The 16451-nt window shown below is 68.2% G+C and carries 13 protein-coding genes; 6 read left to right on the top strand and 7 right to left on the bottom strand.

Annotated elements, in window-relative coordinates; genetic code table 11:
- Window positions 1-79: 79 nt before the first annotated feature.
- Window positions 80-553, bottom strand: a complete 474-nt coding sequence (locus tag ACFW0G_RS17050) for a pyridoxamine 5'-phosphate oxidase family protein (protein WP_378326233.1) — start codon at window positions 551-553, stop codon at window positions 80-82.
- A gap of 71 nt (window positions 554-624) precedes the next feature.
- Complete coding sequence (locus ACFW0G_RS17045) at window positions 625-1539, bottom strand: SDR family oxidoreductase (protein ID WP_378326232.1); 915 nt, start codon at window positions 1537-1539, stop codon at window positions 625-627.
- Window positions 1540-1655: 116 nt separating this feature from the next.
- Here ACFW0G_RS17045 and ACFW0G_RS17040 point away from each other — a divergent pair, with 116 nt between their 5' ends.
- The 4 genes from ACFW0G_RS17040 to fbaA all read left to right on the top strand — a co-directional run bounded on the left by ACFW0G_RS17040 (window position 1656) and on the right by fbaA (window position 6858).
- Entirely contained in the window at window positions 1656-2477 is an 822-nt protein-coding gene (locus ACFW0G_RS17040; protein WP_378326231.1) for an LLM class F420-dependent oxidoreductase, read from the top strand.
- A gap of 137 nt (window positions 2478-2614) precedes the next feature.
- Entirely contained in the window at window positions 2615-4129 is a 1515-nt protein-coding gene (locus ACFW0G_RS17035; protein WP_378326229.1) for an AMP-binding protein, read from the top strand.
- A 113-nt stretch (window positions 4130-4242) separates the two neighbouring features.
- A complete protein-coding gene (locus ACFW0G_RS17030; protein ID WP_378326228.1) occupies window positions 4243-5721 on the top strand; it encodes a class I adenylate-forming enzyme family protein in 1479 nt (492 codons plus the stop codon).
- 105 nt (window positions 5722-5826) lie between these two features.
- Window positions 5827-6858: a class II fructose-bisphosphate aldolase gene (gene fbaA, locus ACFW0G_RS17025; protein ID WP_378326227.1), complete on the top strand. Its 1032-nt coding sequence runs from the start codon at window positions 5827-5829 to the stop codon at window positions 6856-6858.
- 73 nt (window positions 6859-6931) lie between these two features.
- On the opposite strand, the gene ACFW0G_RS17020 is transcribed toward fbaA, so the two are convergent.
- The gene (locus ACFW0G_RS17020) at window positions 6932-8110 is read right to left on the bottom strand and encodes a hypothetical protein (protein WP_378326225.1); all 1179 of its coding nucleotides are present in this window, start codon (window positions 8108-8110) and stop codon (window positions 6932-6934) included.
- A gap of 244 nt (window positions 8111-8354) precedes the next feature.
- Between ACFW0G_RS17020 and ACFW0G_RS17015 the strand changes: the two genes are divergently transcribed.
- A complete protein-coding gene (locus ACFW0G_RS17015) occupies window positions 8355-8768 on the top strand; it encodes a DUF3151 domain-containing protein (RefSeq protein WP_378326224.1) in 414 nt (137 codons plus the stop codon).
- A gap of 141 nt (window positions 8769-8909) precedes the next feature.
- Here the strand turns inward: ACFW0G_RS17015 and ACFW0G_RS17010 are convergent, their stop codons facing one another.
- From ACFW0G_RS17010 to ACFW0G_RS16995, 4 genes are all read right to left on the bottom strand, one after another.
- Window positions 8910-10082 (bottom strand): GGDEF domain-containing protein, encoded by a 1173-nt coding sequence (locus ACFW0G_RS17010; protein WP_378326379.1) that lies wholly within the window; start codon window positions 10080-10082, stop codon window positions 8910-8912.
- A 322-nt stretch (window positions 10083-10404) separates the two neighbouring features.
- Window positions 10405-11667: an MFS transporter gene (locus ACFW0G_RS17005; RefSeq protein ID WP_378326223.1), complete on the bottom strand. Its 1263-nt coding sequence runs from the start codon at window positions 11665-11667 to the stop codon at window positions 10405-10407.
- 220 nt (window positions 11668-11887) lie between these two features.
- Window positions 11888-13027, bottom strand: a complete 1140-nt coding sequence (locus tag ACFW0G_RS17000) for an LLM class flavin-dependent oxidoreductase (RefSeq protein ID WP_378326222.1) — start codon at window positions 13025-13027, stop codon at window positions 11888-11890.
- Between the two features lie 82 nt (window positions 13028-13109).
- The gene (locus ACFW0G_RS16995; protein ID WP_378326221.1) at window positions 13110-13412 is read right to left on the bottom strand and encodes a hypothetical protein; all 303 of its coding nucleotides are present in this window, start codon (window positions 13410-13412) and stop codon (window positions 13110-13112) included.
- Window positions 13413-13606: 194 nt separating this feature from the next.
- Here ACFW0G_RS16995 and ACFW0G_RS16990 point away from each other — a divergent pair, with 194 nt between their 5' ends.
- Window positions 13607-15505, top strand: a complete 1899-nt coding sequence (locus ACFW0G_RS16990; protein ID WP_378326220.1) for an FAD/NAD(P)-binding protein — start codon at window positions 13607-13609, stop codon at window positions 15503-15505.
- Window positions 15506-16451 lie beyond the last annotated feature (946 nt).

Below are 16451 nucleotides of genomic sequence, written 5' to 3'. Positions count from 1 at the left end.
GCGCTGGGGTGCTCCGTCTATGACGTTACCTCAAGTAACAGTTACTTCCAAGTACTCCCTACTCGTCAGTACCTACAAATCAGTAGGCGCCTCCGAGCTTCGTGTGGTCCCAGCTCGCGGTCTTGGTCGGTCGCAGGATCAGGCCGATTCGCTTCGGGGCCTGGCCGCCGATGAACGTCGACAGCTCGTCGGGGACAGGGTCGCCGGGCTTCGCGCCGGCGTAACGCTGCATGAGCGCGATACCCATCTGAGTGACCTCGGCGGTGTCCTCGACGATCTCGACGTCGGCCTCGAACGAGACTCCGCGCAGCCGTTCGTACGACTCGCCGTCCTCGAGGAGCACGGTCGCCTGTAGCAGGCGGTAGAGGTTCTTCGCCTTCTGTGACGTGCGATAGGTCCAGGTCGCGACGCCGTTTTCGTGCGGGTAGTACCACAGCGGCGCCAGGTGCGGGCGGCCGTTGGGGCCGACGCTGGCGACGTTGATGACCTTCTGTTCGGCGAGGTAGTCGCGGACCTCGTCCTCGGTCATCCTGATCTGATCGCGACGCGACACGGACACCTCCGGGGCTCACGGGACTGTTGTCAGGTGGTCAACTGTGCCCCGAGGGTGGCCTGCTGTCGAGATCAAGACCGTTTCGTCGCCGCTCGGCCGCCGTGTCCGGTGACGGACGCTTCGTACGCTCCGCGTGCCTTGACGTCTTCCAGCGCGGCCTTGTCCGCGGCCGGGACGCGGCTGCGTGAGCCGATCTCGATGATCGGCGGCAGGAAGGCGCGGAGCAGCTTGAGCCCGCCGACCCAGCGCGGCACATGGATCGTCCTGGCGCGCCGGAGGATGCCCGCTTCGAGGTTGTCGAGCGCGACGTTCAGCGGATACGTCTTGCCGATCAGGCCGGGCATGCTCCCGCGGAGCTTGCCGAACACCGGATGCGCATCGGCGCTTTCGACGAGGTCGGTGCGGATCCATGTCGGATGCGCGACGCCGACCTTGATGCCGAGATGCGCGACCTCGGCGCGGAGGCTGTTCGAGAACGCCTCGACGCCGGCTTTCGCGGCGGCGTAGTTCGCCATGCCCGGCGCGTGGGTGATCGCGGCCAGTGAGGAGATCGCGAGCAGGTAGCCGCGACGTTCGATGACGTGCGGCAGCGTGACGCGGAAGGTGCGCCAGACGCCGAGCAGGTCGACCTCGATGACCTTCTCGAACGCGGCCGGGTCCACCGAGCGCACGAAACCCGCGGTCGCGATCCCGGCGTTGGCGATGACGACGTCGATCCCGCCGAAGTGCTCGACGACCCCGGCGGTGGCCTTCTCCAGCGCGGCCCAGTCGGTGACGTCGGCTTCCCACGCGTGCGCGTTGGGCCCGATCCGGTCGGCGACCTTCTGCTGTTCGGCGGCTTCGAGCCCGACGAGCGCGACCTTCGCCCCGTGCGCGGCGAGCCGTTCCGCGAGTCCGGCGCCGATGCCGCGGGCGGCCCCGGTGATCAGGACGACCTTGCCTTCGACCTTTTTCGGGCCGTTGAGCAGCGAAAAGGGATTGGCCACGATGCCTCCTCGGTTCCTGTGGCGGCACCGTACCTCAACCTACCCCGAGTAAGCTACTAGAAAGTAAGTTAGCCGACCCGGGCAGAAAACCGGCTTCTCCGGTGTTGGGCAGGGGCATGGGTATCGAACTGGGCAGGATCGGCATCTGGCGGCACGAGCAGGGGCTCACCCCCGAACTCGCCGTCGAACTGGAGAAACTGGGCTACGGCGCCATCTGGGTCGGTGGATCGCCCTCGGGTGACCTCGAACTGGTCGAGAAGGTTCTCGACGCGACCAACCGGATCGCACTGGCGACCGGCATCGTCAACATCTGGAAGGACGACGCCGCGACGGTCGCCGCGTCCTACCGGCGGATCGCCGCCAAGCACCCGGACCGCTTCCTGCTCGGCATCGGCGCGGGACACCGTGAGCACACGCAGGAGTTCACCAAGCCCTACGCGGCGCTGGTCGACTACCTCGACGCGCTGGACAAGGGCGGCGTCCCGGTCGAGGCGCGGGCGCTCGCGGCGCTCGGCCCGAAGGTCGTCAAGCTGTCCGGGGAGCGCAGCGCGGGCGCGCACCCGTATCTGACGACGCCGGAACACACCCGGCAGGCGCGCGAAATCCTCGGCGAAGGTCCGCTGCTGGCGCCGGAACACAAGGTCGTGCTGGAGACCGATCCGGCCAAGGGTCGCGAAATCGGGCGCGCGACCGTGAAGTTCTACCTCGGCCTCGCCAACTACACCGCCAATCTGCGCAAGCTCGGTTTCACCGACGAGGACCTCGCCGGTGACGGCAGCGACCGGCTGGTCGACGCGCTCGCCCTGCACGGCGACGCCGAGACGATCGCCGCGGGGATCCGCGCGCACCTCGACGCGGGTGCCGACCACGTGACGGTCCAGGTGCTCGGCGAGGACCCGCTGCCGGGCTACCGCGCGCTCGCCGAAGTCCTGCTCTGACGTTCCGTGAATGCCACATCGGGGGACTCTGATTCCCTCGATGTGGCATTCACGGACCTTGACAGGGAAACGGTTTGGCGACGGGGTACGGGGCCGGAGCAGACTGGTGGGCAGGACCAGACTGGGAGGCTGCGATCTTGCCCACCGACAACTACGTCGAACCGATCCTCGCCGCGCTCGCCACCGATCCGGACTGCGTGGTCAGCCGCCAGGACGGCGGCGAAACCTTCACCCGTGGTGAATTCGCCGCACTGATCTACCGCTTCGCCCGCGTCTTCGCCGAGCACGGTGTCCGTCCGGGCGCCACCGTCACGCTGTTGTCGCCGAACCGCGCCGAAGTCCTTGCCGCGCGCTATGCCGCCGGGCTGCTCGGCGCCCGTGTCGTTTCGCTCTACGAGGGCATGGCCGTGGCGACCCAGGCCGCCATTGTGTCCGATGTGGACACCGATCTGCTCGTGGTCGATCCCGCGTTGTCCGCCAACGCGATCGAAATCCTTGCTACCGCGCCGGTCAAAGCGGTGCTCGGCTTTGGGCCGGGGTCGCCGGGCGCGGATTTGCTCGCACTCGCCGAGGCCGCGGCCCCGAGTCCGCTGGAGCCGTACCCGGTCTCCCCGGACGACATCTTCAGCATCCGCCACACCGGCGGGACCACGGGACACCCCAAGGGAATCCTGCTGCCGTTCCGGTCCCCGCTGGCACTGGTCGACTTCGCGAGGTCGGTGTCGCCCGAGTCCGGCAAGGTCCAGCTGGTCTTCACGCCGCTCGGGCACATAGCGGGCTCCATCGTCGACGCCGTCCTTGTCAGCGGCGGTGAACTCGTGCTGCGGCAAGGGTTCGACGCGGCCGCCGTGCTGGCGGCGGTCGAGCGGTACCGCGTCACGGATCTCCTCGTGCTGCCACCGCACCTCTACGCACTGATGGACCACCCGGCGGCCGACAAGCACGACCTGTCCAGTCTCCGGCAGATCGGCTACGGCGGATGCCCGGCTTCCCCCGCTCGGCTCGCCGAAGCCGTCGACAGGTTCGGCCCGGTCCTCCTGCAGGTGTACGGCGCCACCGAGGCCGGGGGCATCGCCTTCCTCAGCCCCGAGGAACACGCCCGCCCCGAACTGCTCGCCACCGTGGGAAAACCGCATCCGGCCGCCACGATCGCGATCCGCGATCCGGAAGGCCGCGATCTGCCGACCGGCGAGCCCGGCGAGATCTGCGTCCGGTCACCGCTGGGCGGGCTCGGGTACTGGCGTGATCCCGAGGCCACCGCGCGGGTGTGGCGGGACGGCTGGGTGCACACCGGGGACGCGGGCTTCTTCGACGAGGAGGGCTATCTGCACCTGTCCGGGCGGCTCAGGGACATCATCATCGTGGTGGGCGGGCACGTGTACCCGTTGGAACTGGAGGAAATCCTCCTCGGTCACCCGGCGGTCGGCGCGGTGGCGGTGTACGGCGTCGCCGACGCGGACCGGACGGAACGGGTCCACGCGGCGATCGTGCCCAAACCGGGGCAAACCGCCGAACTCGGCGAGCTGCGCGAGTTCGTCACCGAGCGGCTGGGAGCGATGTACGCGCCCCACGAGGTCCACCTGGTCGACGAGATTCCGCTCACCGACGCGGGAAAGCCCGACCTGAAACTCCTGCGCTCGAAAGCGGGATAACGTCCATTCCGGCGGCCTTGGCGGAATTTTCCGTCGGATGACAGCGAATTCCTTGAGTTCAAGTTTACTTGAGGGTTCACCCTGGTTCGTGATCTTGAACCAGGGAGGAACCCATGACCGGTAACTACGTCGCCTCGATCCTCGCCGCGCTCGCCGTCGAGCCGGACACCGTGGCGTGTGTCCAGCCCGACGGCACCGAGGTGCGCCGGGGTGACCTGGCCGCGCTCGTCCACCGGATGGCCCGCGGGCTGGCCGGGCACGGTGTCGGACCGGGCTCGACCGTGACGACGCTGTCCGCCAACCGGGTCGAAATGCTCGCCGCGCGGTACGCCGTCAGCCTGATCGGTGCCCGCGTCGTCAACCTGTACGAGGGGATCGCGCCGGCGATCCAGACCGCCATTGTGTCCGATGTGGACACTGACGTGCTGCTGGTCGACCCCGATCTCGCCGTCCGCGCCAAGGAACTCGGCGAGCACCCGGCGATGGAGCTCACGTTCGACGACCTGCTCGCCTCGGCCACCGACACGACGCCGATGGCACCGCATCCGGTCGGCGAGGAGGACGTGTTCTGCATCCGGCACACCGGCGGCACCACCGGGCACCCCAAGGGGATTCCGTGGAGTTTCCGCACCCACGCCGGAATCGTCGAGTTCATGAGCACCTACATCAGCCCGGACACGGTCCAGCTCGTCTGCGCCACGCTCGCGCACATCGCCGGGCAGAGCGCCGACGCGATCCTCCTCGCCGGCGGCCGGCTCGTGCTGCTGGCGCGCTTCGACGCGGGCAAGGTCTTCGAAGCGGTCGAGCGGTACCGGGCCACCGACCTGATCGTGCTGCCACCGCTGCTCTACGCGCTGATGGATCACCCGGCGGTCGACCAGCACGACCTGTCCAGCCTTCGGCAGATCAACTACGGCGGATGCCCCGCCTCGCCGGAGCGGATCAGGGCCGCGATGAAGCGGTTCGGGCCGGTGCTGGCCCAGGCCTACGGGACCAACGAAGCAGGCGGCATCGCGCTGTTGAGCCCGGAGGAACACCAGCGGCCCGAGCTGCTCGAGACCGCGGGACGGCCCCTGCCCGGCATCGAGGTGGCGATCCGGGACGAAGAGGACCGGGATCTCCCGGCAGGCGAGCGCGGCGAGGTGTGTGTGAAGTCCGCGTCGAGTGCCACGCACTACTGGCGTAATCCCGAGCTGAGCGCCCAGGTGTTCCGCGACGGCTGGGTGCACACCGGCGACGTCGGCTTCCTCGACGACGAGGGCTATCTGCATCTGAGCGGGCGGATCAAGGACATGATCATCGTGGTCGGCGGGCACGCGTATCCCGCCGAACTCGAAGAGGTGCTGTTCGGGCATCCGGCCGTCGCGCAGGTCGCGGTGTACGGCGTGCCCGACGAGGACCGGATGGAGCGCATCCACGTCGCGGTGTCGCCGGCGCCCGGCCGGACGCTCACGATCGAGGAAGTCCGCGAGTTCGTCACCGAGCGCTTGGGGGCGATGTACGCGCCGCACGCGCTGCATCTGGTCGACGAGATTCCGCTCACCGACGTCGGCAAGCCCGACCTGAAGCTGCTGCGGGCCGCTGCGGGATGATGTGGGCGAGGCCATGGGACCGGTGTGCCGTGCCGGTCCACCTCGTACGATGCGCCCGAAAGCCCAAGCGCCCTTTCGAGGAGGGCCTTTCCGAGGAGGAGAACGATGCCCATCGCCACCCCCGAGGTCTACGCGGAGATGCTCGACCGGGCCAAGGCGAACGAGTTCGCCTACCCGGCCATCAACGTGACCTCGTCGGAAACCTTGAACGCCGCGATCCGCGGGTTCGCCGAGGCGGAGAGCGACGGCATCATCCAGTTCTCCACCGGCGGCGCCGAGTTCGCGTCCGGCCAGAAGGTCAAGGACATGGTCACCGGCTCGGTCGCGCTGGCCGAGTTCGCGCAGGTCGTCGCCGCCAAGTACGACGTCAACGTCGCCCTGCACACCGACCACTGCCCGAAGGACAAGCTGGACGGCTTCGTCCGGCCGCTGATCGAGATCTCGGCGGAGCGGGTCAAGAACGGTCAGCACCCGCTGTTCCAGTCGCACATGTGGGACGGTTCGGCGATCGATCTCGACGAGAACCTGGAGATCGCTCAGGAACTGCTCGCCAAGGCGGCCGCTGCGAACATCATCCTCGAGGTCGAGATCGGCGTCGTCGGCGGTGAAGAGGACGGCGTCGCGCACGACATCAACGAGAAGCTGTACACCGCCGAGGGTGACTTCCTGAAGACGATCGACGCGCTCGGCTCCGGCGAGAATGGCCGCTACCTGCTGGCCGCGACCTTCGGCAACGTGCACGGCGTGTACAAGCCGGGCAACGTCAAGCTGCGCCCGGACGTGCTCAAGGGCGGTCAGGAAGCGGCCGCCAAGAAGCTGGGCCTCGCGGCCGGGTCGAAGCCGTTCGAGTTGGTGTTCCACGGCGGGTCCGGTTCGCTGCCGGAGGAGATCCGCGAGGCCGTGTCGTACGGCGTGGTGAAGATGAACGTCGACACCGACACGCAGTACGCGTTCACCCGCCCGATCGCGGACCACTTCTTCAAGAACTACGACGGCGTGCTGAAGATCGACGGCGAGGTCGGCAACAAGAAGGTCTACGACCCGCGCAGCTACCTCAAGGCCGCGGAGGCCGGGATGGCCGCCCGCGTCGTCGAGGCCGCCCAGTCGCTCGGCTCGGCGGGCAACAAGCTGAGCTGAAGGGGACTTTCCTCGCGTTAGACGAGCTGAAGGGGACTTTCCTCGCATCGCATGCGACGAAAGTCCCCTTCAGCTATTTGCGGAGCCGGAGTGCGGGCAGCCTGGTCGCGGCGGCCCACAGCGCGAAGACGCCGACGAGCGCGACCCCGGCCGTCCAGTACGCGAGCGGCGGTGCGGATTCGGTGTGCGCGTCGCCGAGGATCCACGGCCGGAACTGCGCCTGGAGCCACAGCGCGCCATAGCCGAACGCGGTGACCAGCAGGGCCCCGATCCCGGCGGTGAGCAGCGCGTGCTCCCGGCCGATCCGGTAGGCGACGTCGATCGCGAGGCCGACCGCGAGCAGGTAGAACGGCACGGTCGACACCGGGAAGCCCATCCCGAGCAGAAGCGGCCACATCACCGCGCGGTAGGCCACGTACGCGGCCGCGACCGTCGTCGCCGCCCAGCGGGTCCCGACGGTCTTGCGAGCGAGCGCGAGGATCAGCGCCATCACGCCGATGCCCCACAGCGGGTAGACCCACTCCGGGATCGGCATCGTGAAGTGCAGGACCGCCGTCCGGTCGACGGGGTGCCCGATCTGGTTCGCGGCGAAGTCCAGCAGCGTCGGCTCCGCCTCCGGCGTCCCGCGTTCCCAGGCCCGCAGCCCGAGGATGCCGTACTCCTGCTGGCCGTTCGGGAAGAACGTGTTCTCCAGGAAGAACGCCCACAGCGCGAGCAGTACCCCGGTGCGGAACCTGCCGGGCTTCGACAGCTTCAGCCAGCCGTCGAGCACGCCGGCCTGCATGATGCCGGTGCCCAGGTAGAGCATCATGTGCGACGGGCTCCACGCGGTCAGGTCGAGGCCGTTGACGCGGTGGTTGATGACGTCGAGCGGCGCGGCGACCAGGAACACGACGAGCCCGATCTGCATCAGCCGCAGCGAGCGTTTGTCGCAGCCCATGCCGGTGTAGCTGTGGATCGCCACCAGTACCAGGACGATCACGGTGCCGACGGTGTTGATCAGGTGCGGCGGGGCGAGATCGTCCCGCAGCCACATGAAGTGCCACGACATGTCCCACGACGAGCCCAGCAGCTTGAAGGCGAACGCGACCAGCCACATCCCGTAGCAGAAGCGCAGCACCCAGTCCGGTGTCGGCGTGCCCGGTGCGCCGCGGTGCCAGTGTCGCTGGAAGAACAGCTTCGTCTTCCCGACCGGGCCGCGGGGAACGACGTCCGGCCCGAGGGCCCCGGTGACGTCTCCTGCCTTTGTCATGCGGGCCATCATCCCTGCTCATCCGGACGTCCGGGCGAAAACGTGGCAGATACCGCGAAAACCAGGGTTCACCCGTAGGGGTGGCGGATTTGCCTCGGACCCGCCGGGGACGGCATGGTGTCCGGCCATGATGCCCAAACGTGTTGTCGCCGCGGTGGTCATCGCCGCGCTCGTGCTCGCCGGTGGCGGCGTGCTCGGGAGTCTCTTCTTCTAGGCCGGTGAGGGTCTGGGCAGAATGGCGGGTATGACGCACGCCAACCTGCTCGGCCCCGAGCCGACGCTGCTGCCCGAGCACACCGCCGCACAGGCCGCGCTGGCCGCCGGGACCGATCCGGCGACCGTCGCCGCGGAGCACCCGTACTTCAGCGAGGCGTGGGCCGCGCTGGCCGAGAAGGCCCTGGACGCGGACGACGCCGTCGCCGCGTACGCCTACGCTCGCACCGGCTACCACCGCGGTCTCGACCAGCTGCGCCGCGCCGGCTGGAAGGGCTTCGGCCCGGTGCCGTGGTCGCACCGCCCCAACCAGGGCTTCCTGCGCGCGCTGGCGGCGCTGGCCCGCGCCGCGGGCAAGATCGGCGAATCCGAGGAGTACGACCGCTGCCGCCAGTTCCTCACCGACTCCGACCCGGCCGCCGCCGAAGCCACCGGCCTCGCCTGACGCACCCCCGAATGCCGTTAAGGCCACCTTATGGGCTCCATCCATGCCCCCGCCGCCCTCAACGGACGCGCTGCGCGCGACTGGACTGGATTCAACGCCCGTAAGGTGGCCTTAACGGCATGGGCCTCGGGGAGTTTGGGCCTAAGCCACCGCGGCGAGTGCGGGTGAGGCGACCGAACCGACCACGCGATTGCGTCCGCCATGTTTGGCGGCGTAAACAGCCGCGTCGGCGGACGCCATCACCTCCTCCACACTGGACCCGTCGAGCGGATACGACGCGACGCCGATCGACGCCGTCTGGCGTTGGATCGCCACCGCTTCGCCCTCGTTGGTCCTGGTGTCGATGACGAGTTCGCTGACCCGTTGCCGGATCCGCTCGGCCGTCACGATGGCGTCCTCTTTGGACGTCGCGGGCAGGAGCGCGACGAACTCCTCGCCGCCGAAGCGGCCGACGAGGTCGTGCGCCCTGGTCTCGGCCTTCACCACCGCGGCGACCGCCTTGAGAACGTCGTCACCCGCGAGGTGGCCGTAGGTGTCGTTGATGCGCTTGAAGTGATCGAGGTCGATCATGAGCGCGCCGAAACCGCCCCCTTCGCGTTCGGCGCGGGAGATTTCCCGCTGCGCGCCGTCCTGCCAGGTCGTGGCGTTGAGCAGTTGCGTCTTCTGGTCCGTGGTCGCCAGTTCCTCCAGCCGCTTGACCAGCACGGAACGCTGCAGCACGTACAGCGGCAGGATCACCAGCACCGAGAGCAGCGGCTCGTTCTGCAGCACCATCACCAGCAGGCCGCCGACGCACAAAGTGGACAGTTCGAGCAGGTTGTCGTCCATCCCGCCGAGGCACGATTCGGCCGTCGCGGACTCGGGCTCGGCGAGGTAGAGGCCGAGACCGGTGAGCGCGGTGTTGACGACGAAGAAGGCGAGCGCCGCGGCGCAAACAATCGTGACTCCGTTGGTGGCGGGCAGAAAATCCCCCACGAGCCCAGCCGTACATCCGGAGAGGATCATTGTCGTCGCGTTGGCCGCGACGCGGTGCGGCTGCGCGGGGCGGATGCCCTGCCAGCTACGCAGTGCCATGTAGACGTACAGGACGACGCCGAGCGCGGCGACGAGGTGGACGGGCAGCAGCAGGCCGCCGGGGAGCAGCCACACCGACGTCATGTTGACGTGGGGGCCATTGCTCAGGATGCGGCGCTGGCGCTCGATGCGACGGGTGACTTCGGACTGTGTCACCGCGAGCGCGGCCAGCAGGGAGAAGAGTCCGACGTGCTTCCACGTGACCGGGATCACCAGGGTGCTGACCGTCGTCCAGATCAGTGTCACGGCCAGTGCGCTCAGCGTCGCAACGATCCAGCGGCGCGGCCGTGACCACAGCGCCCACTCGGCAACACCAGAAATCACTCGTTGTCCAGTGTGTTCCCCCGATGTGACCATTTTTCCCCCAACCCCTTGCGCGGGTGTCCGGTTACAAAACACTCACGCACAGTTTCAGCCCGTTCGCCGCCTGTCCACAAGGGCTTTGAGTGTGTACTTTTTCCCTGACGCCGGAGTGAAGGGTGGCCAGCGATGCGCGGCAAAGACCAGTGACCGCAAGCGCACCGCAGAGGTCGCGCAGGTAGAGCCTCACGCGCGGAGCACGTTAGGCGTGTTCGGCGCGTGCGGCTTCTTCATCGATCCAGCGGCTCGGCTCCGCGAGCACGGCCCGCTGCCACACGAGTGCCAACGGCACCGTCAGCACGACTCCGACGACCCCGAAGATGCCGACGGTCGTCTGGGCGCTGACCTGATCCGCGAGGATACCGCCGATCAGCGGGCTGATACCCATCATCGTGGTCAGCCCGGTGTTGGACAGGCCCATCGCCTGCGCCCGGTGCTCGTCCGGCACCGCGAGCGTCAAGGAGGCCGTGGCCTGCAGTAACGCCACCGTGCCGAAGCCGCCGGACACGATGAACAGCACGATCGACACGACCGGCCCCGGTTGCAGGAAACAGAGCAACAGCGGAACAGCGGTGAGCGCGGACAGCGGTCCGATGAGCTTCGGCCGCACCCGCGCGGGCACCCACCGGGTGTAGACGAAGGTGAAGATGACGCTGCCGATCGGGTCGGCCGCCAGCAGCAGGCCGATCACCTGCGGGCCGCCGCCCGACGCCGAAACGTAGGGCGCCGCGATCCCCTCGTAGACCGGGAGCAGTCCCATCAGCCAGGTGAAGATCACCAGCGTGCGCAGCGCGGAGTTGGCGAACGCGATCCGGCCGCCCGCGCCGAGGCTCGCGAAGAACGACTTGCGTTTCTCCTTGTTCGGCGCCGCGGCCGGTCGCGCGTGGACGCCGAACCGGACGAACGTCGCCGAAAGGACGAAGGTCACCGCGTCGAGCACCAGGGCCAGCCGCGGGTCGAGCGCGGTGAGCAACGCGCCGCCGCCGGCGAAGCCGAGCAACTGTGCCGATTGGACGGTCATGCTGCGGATGCCCATGCCGACCACGAACCGGTCGCCTTCGAGCACCTGCGGCAGCAGCGCCAGCTGGGACGCCTTGAACGGCGGGTTCAGCAGGGAAACCGCGCCGACCAGCACGCACATCACCCAGAACGGCAGTCCCGGGATCGCGACCAGCAGGATCAGCCCGGCCCGCATCAGGTCGACGGCGACCATCACGCTGCGGCGCGGGAAGCGGTCGGCGAGGCCGGTGAGGAACACGCCGCCGAGCAGGGAAGGCGCGTACGTCAGCGCGTATGTCAGGCCGGTGAGCGTCGCGGAATTCGTGCCGGTGAACACCAGGATCGACAGCGCCACCCTGGCGAGCTGGTCGCCCGCGATCGACAACAGCTCGCCGAACCACAGCGCTCGGAATTCGGGAACGCCGAATACCTCGCGAAATGTGACCCGGGCCGACGGTGGTGCCATGCGTTCTTCTCCCCGGCTTCGTGTGCAGACCGTACTGCACCGGTGACCAGGTGGAGACCTGCGGGGGCTAGTCGTCACCGCCTAGTCACGATAAGTGAGTTGCCGGGGTCAGTGTCTCGTGCGGCGTTGGTGAATCTCTAGGTTCTTTCGCCGGTATCTCGCCTGCTACCGAAGTTTTTCGATCGCAGACGTTCGGTAATCGTGATCAAGCGCCCCTTGATCAGCCGTCGACGGCGAGCGCGTCCGGAGCCGGTGTGCCGGTGGCCGTCCGTTCGGCGTCACGCTTCGCGACTTCCTCGCGGACGATCGGGATGACGTGGCGGCCGAAGTCGATCGTGTCGCCGAGCATGTCGTAGCCGCGGGCGGACAGGATGTCGACACCGAGGTCGTAGTAGTCCAGCAAGGCCTGCGCGACCGTCTCCGGCGTCCCGACCAGTGCGTTCGAGTTCCCCGCGCCGCCGGTCGCGGCCGAGGTCGGCGTCCAGAGCGCGCGGTCGAACCGCTCACCGCGTTCGGCGATCTCGAGCAGCCGCTGGGAACCGGTGTTCTCCGGATCGGTCAGCCGGTGACGACGGGTCAGTGGCTGACCGCCCGCGGTGCGTTCCTTGATGGCGCCGACTGTGCGATACGCCTTCTCCCATGCGAGTTCCTCGGTAGGCGCGATGATCGGACGAAACGCGACCTGGATGCGCGGGACTTCGGTGCGGCCCGCTGCCTTCGCGGCCTCGGCGACGGCTTCGATCTGCTCCGCCGTCTGCGCGAGCGGCTCGCCCCACAGGCAGTAGATGTCGGCCTCCGCGCCACCGGCGGCGTACGCGGCAGGCGACGATCCGCCGAACGACACGTTCGGCCTCGGCTGCTGTACTGGGCGGATGTCGCTGACGAAGTCGGCGAAGCGGTAGTACTCGCCTTCGTGGTCGAATGGCTCCGGCGAAGTCCACGCGCGCTTGACGATCTGGATGTACTCGCGGGTGCGGTCGTAGCGCTGGTCCTTGGTCAGGTAGTCGCCCTCGCGTTGCTGCTCGTGGTCGTTGCCACCGGTGATGAAGTGCACGGTCAGGCGACCGCCGGAAATCTGGTCGAGGCTGGCGAACGTCTTCGCCGCGAAGGTCGGATAGGACACGTTCGGCCGATGCGCCAGCAGGATCTGCAGGGTGTCGAGCTTCGTCGCGACGTACGCCGCCGCCTGCGCGGGGTCCGGTGAACCGGAGCCGTACGCGAACAACACCCGATCCCAGCCGAAATCCTCGTGCGCGCGGGCCAACCGCAATGTGTACTCCTTGTCGAAGACGCCGCCGGATCGCGCGTGCGTTTCCGAACCGTCGTGCGTTCCCCCGATGCCCAGGAATTCGACCGGCATGCCGCCACCCCATTTCGTCGTCCCTTTCCACGGCTACGCCCTCGGCGTACGGAACGGCAACGACGTCCGGCTGCTGGGAAGATCAGGAACAGCGCCGGAGCCGGCGATAGCGCTCGATGACCTCGACGGAGTCCCGGACCTGCTCGAACGACGGTGCCGCGGCGCGGTTGAAGACCACGGTCAGCGAGCGCTTCTCGATCACCACGAACTCGGCGTCGATCCCGGCTTCCGTCGCGGCCGCGTCGACGATTTCGCGCCAGCGCGGGGGATCGATCCGATCGCCTGCCCATTCGTGGCAGAAGATCGCCCACCGGCCGTGGCGCAGTGTGTCGACCACATCCTTGGCCGTCGGTGCCTTGTCCGGCCTGCGGACGTCATCGGACACCTCTGCCGCCTCCCCGTCCGCGCGCGGAAGACGGCGTGCCGGAACTCTGCTGCGCGATCATCGACGATCCTTTCCGTGCCGGACAGATAGCAGGGATTCGGCGCCGTGCGCACGGTGGTTTGCGGGATCTTTCCGCCGGTGTCCGCACTGTGGGAACTTCCCGCCGCGGCACCGGCCCGGCGTAACTTCGGGGCGTGGCCGAAGATCCGCCGTTCACACTCGCCGTCGTGGGCGCCGGACCGCGTGGGGTCGGCGTCCTCGAAAGGCTTGCCGCGAACGCTCCGGAGCTGCTCTCCGGGCGGCTCGTCGTGCATCTGATCGACCCGTTCCCGCCCGGACCGGGCCGGGTCTGGCGTTATGCGCAGTCCCCGCTGCTGCGCATGAATTCGATGGCCGAGGACGTCACGGTGTTCACCGACGACTCGGTGCGGATCGACGGGCCGATCCTGCCGGGCCCCTCCCTCATCGAATGGGCGCGTCAGGTGCGTGACGGCACGCTCGACGCGCAGGTGCCCGTCGGCGTGCGGTCCGAGCTGGACTCGCTGGCGGGCACGGAATTCCCGACCCGGCGGCTGCAAAGTGCTTACCTGGACTGGTTTTACCGGAAGGTGCTCGCGGAACTGCCCGACGGCGTCGAGGTCGTCGAGCATCGTGCGCACGCGGTCCGGGTCGAGGACGGGGATCCGCAGCGGGTGTGGCTCGACGGTGTCGACGAGCCCGTGATCGCCGACGCGGTGATGTTCACCGTGGGCCACATCGACGCGGAACCCGACGGACGGGAGAGTGAACTCGCCGATTTCGCCGTCCAGCACGGCCTGGCTTACTACCCGGCCGGGTACACCGCCGACGTCGACTACGGGGCCGTCCCAGCCGGGGAACCGGTGCTGGTGCGGGGATTCGGGCTCGCCTTCGTGGATCTCATGTTGCTGCTGACCGAGGGGCGCGGCGGCCGGTTCGAGAAACTGACGTGCGGCGGGCTGCGCTATCACCCGAGCGGCGCCGAGCCGGTGCTGTACGTCGGCTCGCGCCGCGGTGTGCCCTATCACGCGAAAATCGGCTACCGGCTGCGGGGGAAGCCCTTGCAGCTACCCAAGTTTTTCGATGCCTACGCGATAGAAAAGCTGTGCGAGGTACCTGGGCCTCTGCACTTCCGCCGCGACGTGTGGCCGGTGATCGCGAAGGAGATCGCCTGGGGGTACTACAGCGAACTGTTCACCGGGCATCCGGACCGGGTCCAGCTCGACTTCGCCGTGTTCGCTGACGCTTTCGCCGATACACCATGGGATTCCGCGGAAATGACGTCGTTGATCGACCGCGCCGTTCCCGCCGAGCAGGACCGGCTCGATCTGTCCGCTTTGGACCGTCCGCTGACCGGCCTGTGGACCGGTTCCGCCGAGGAGTTCGGCAAGGAACTGCGGGAGTACGTCGAGGCGGATCTTTCCCGGCGCGCCGACAGTGAGTTCAGTGCCGACCTCGGCGCGTTCATGGCCTTGCTTTCGGTGTACGGCCAGCTTCCCGGTCTGGTGGGCACCGGTCGTCTCGACGCGGCTTCGCAACTGTCCGATCTGGACGGATGGTTCCACGGGTTCTTCTCGTACTTCGCCAGTGGGCCACCGCCACGACGGCTGGAGGAACTGCTGGCACTGCAAGATGCCGGAGTGGTTTCCTTCGTGGGCGCGGAAATGCGGGTGCGCGCGGACACCTCTCGCGGTCTGTTCGCCGCCTCCGGCGTGAGCTTTCCCGGCGAGGTCACGGCACGGACGCTGATCGAAGCACGGCTGCCGAACGCCAGTGTCGGGCGCGCGTCGGACGTATTGCTACAGCAGCTGCGCGATTCCGGGGAACTCGTCGAGGAGTCCATTGTGGATTCGACGACCGGTGACCGGCTGTCGTCAGGGCGAATCCACACTCGGGTGAGCGACTCGCGGATGCTGGACGGTGCGGGCGAGGCACGGCCACATCGCTTCGCTGTCGGCCCGCACACGAGCGCGCGTTCGGCCGCGGCGTTCACGCGGCCACGGACCAACGCGGCGTCCTTCCGCCAGAACGACGCGGTGGCGCGGGAGATTCTGCGGCTGACCGGCGAGCGTTGACGCGCTCGCTGTGGGCCGGTGCCGGGCCTGCGGTGTGACTGCGCCAAGGGCGTCCCTGGGTGCGTTGGATGTGACAAGGGCGTCCCTCGGTGCGGTGGACGCACCCAGGGCGTCCCTCGGCCTCGCCGCGTCCAGTGCCCGGTTCGGCGCGATGTCCCGGACGCGTCGTTGGCGACGATGAACGTCTCGAACGGAGCGTTCGCGACAGACGATGCCGCCACTAGGCGCCCCACCGTCACCACCAGCCACAAGCGCACCACTCACCTCACAGGCCACACCCTGCCAGTGCGCCGAACGCCCTGAAGGGGAGCCTTCACAGCACTCAGTGCTCCCAAGGACCCTTTCACGGCGACACTATCCACAAAGGACACATCCGGTGGTTCGCAATGTCATTCATGCGGGCCATCCGAACACCGATGGAGTCAGGTGCGGTGGCTCGGACGAAGCGTCGTCCGGGACACCGTCACAGCGCCCCGCCACGGATTTCCGCGCAGGTCGGCCGAGTCGCGAACGGCACATCGCCGACGTTCAACGCCGGGGCCGCGCCGTTCGCGACTCGTGCCGTTGCCGGGGTTCCCGTGTCCGCAACGCGTCGTTGAGGACGGTCAACGTCCCCAACGGAGCTTTCCGGACATGGAGGCGCCCAGCGCCAAGCACGTCTCAGCGAGACATTTCGCCCATACTGAGAAGTCTCACCGCGGATCGTTGCTGGTGAACGCCTTGGCCGCCGAGTTGTGAACAGGCTTGTCCACAGGCACCCCCGGATGTGGACAACTCGGCGCCATTCCCCGCTGTGCACCGGTTTTGTCGTACCCCGGCGATAGACTGTTGCAGGGACGCCCCCCAAGGGCGGGCAGGGTTCCGGCAAAGTCGTTGTGGGGTTAGGGGTGGATGCCGAGCAGGGTGAGTGGTCGGTTGATGTCTCGGGTCATGTGGCGTAGCCCTT

The organism is Amycolatopsis sp. NPDC058986, assembly GCF_042741125.1.
GTDB lineage: Bacteria > Actinomycetota > Actinomycetes > Mycobacteriales > Pseudonocardiaceae > Amycolatopsis.
This window is presented reverse-complemented; position numbering and strand designations above follow the sequence as displayed.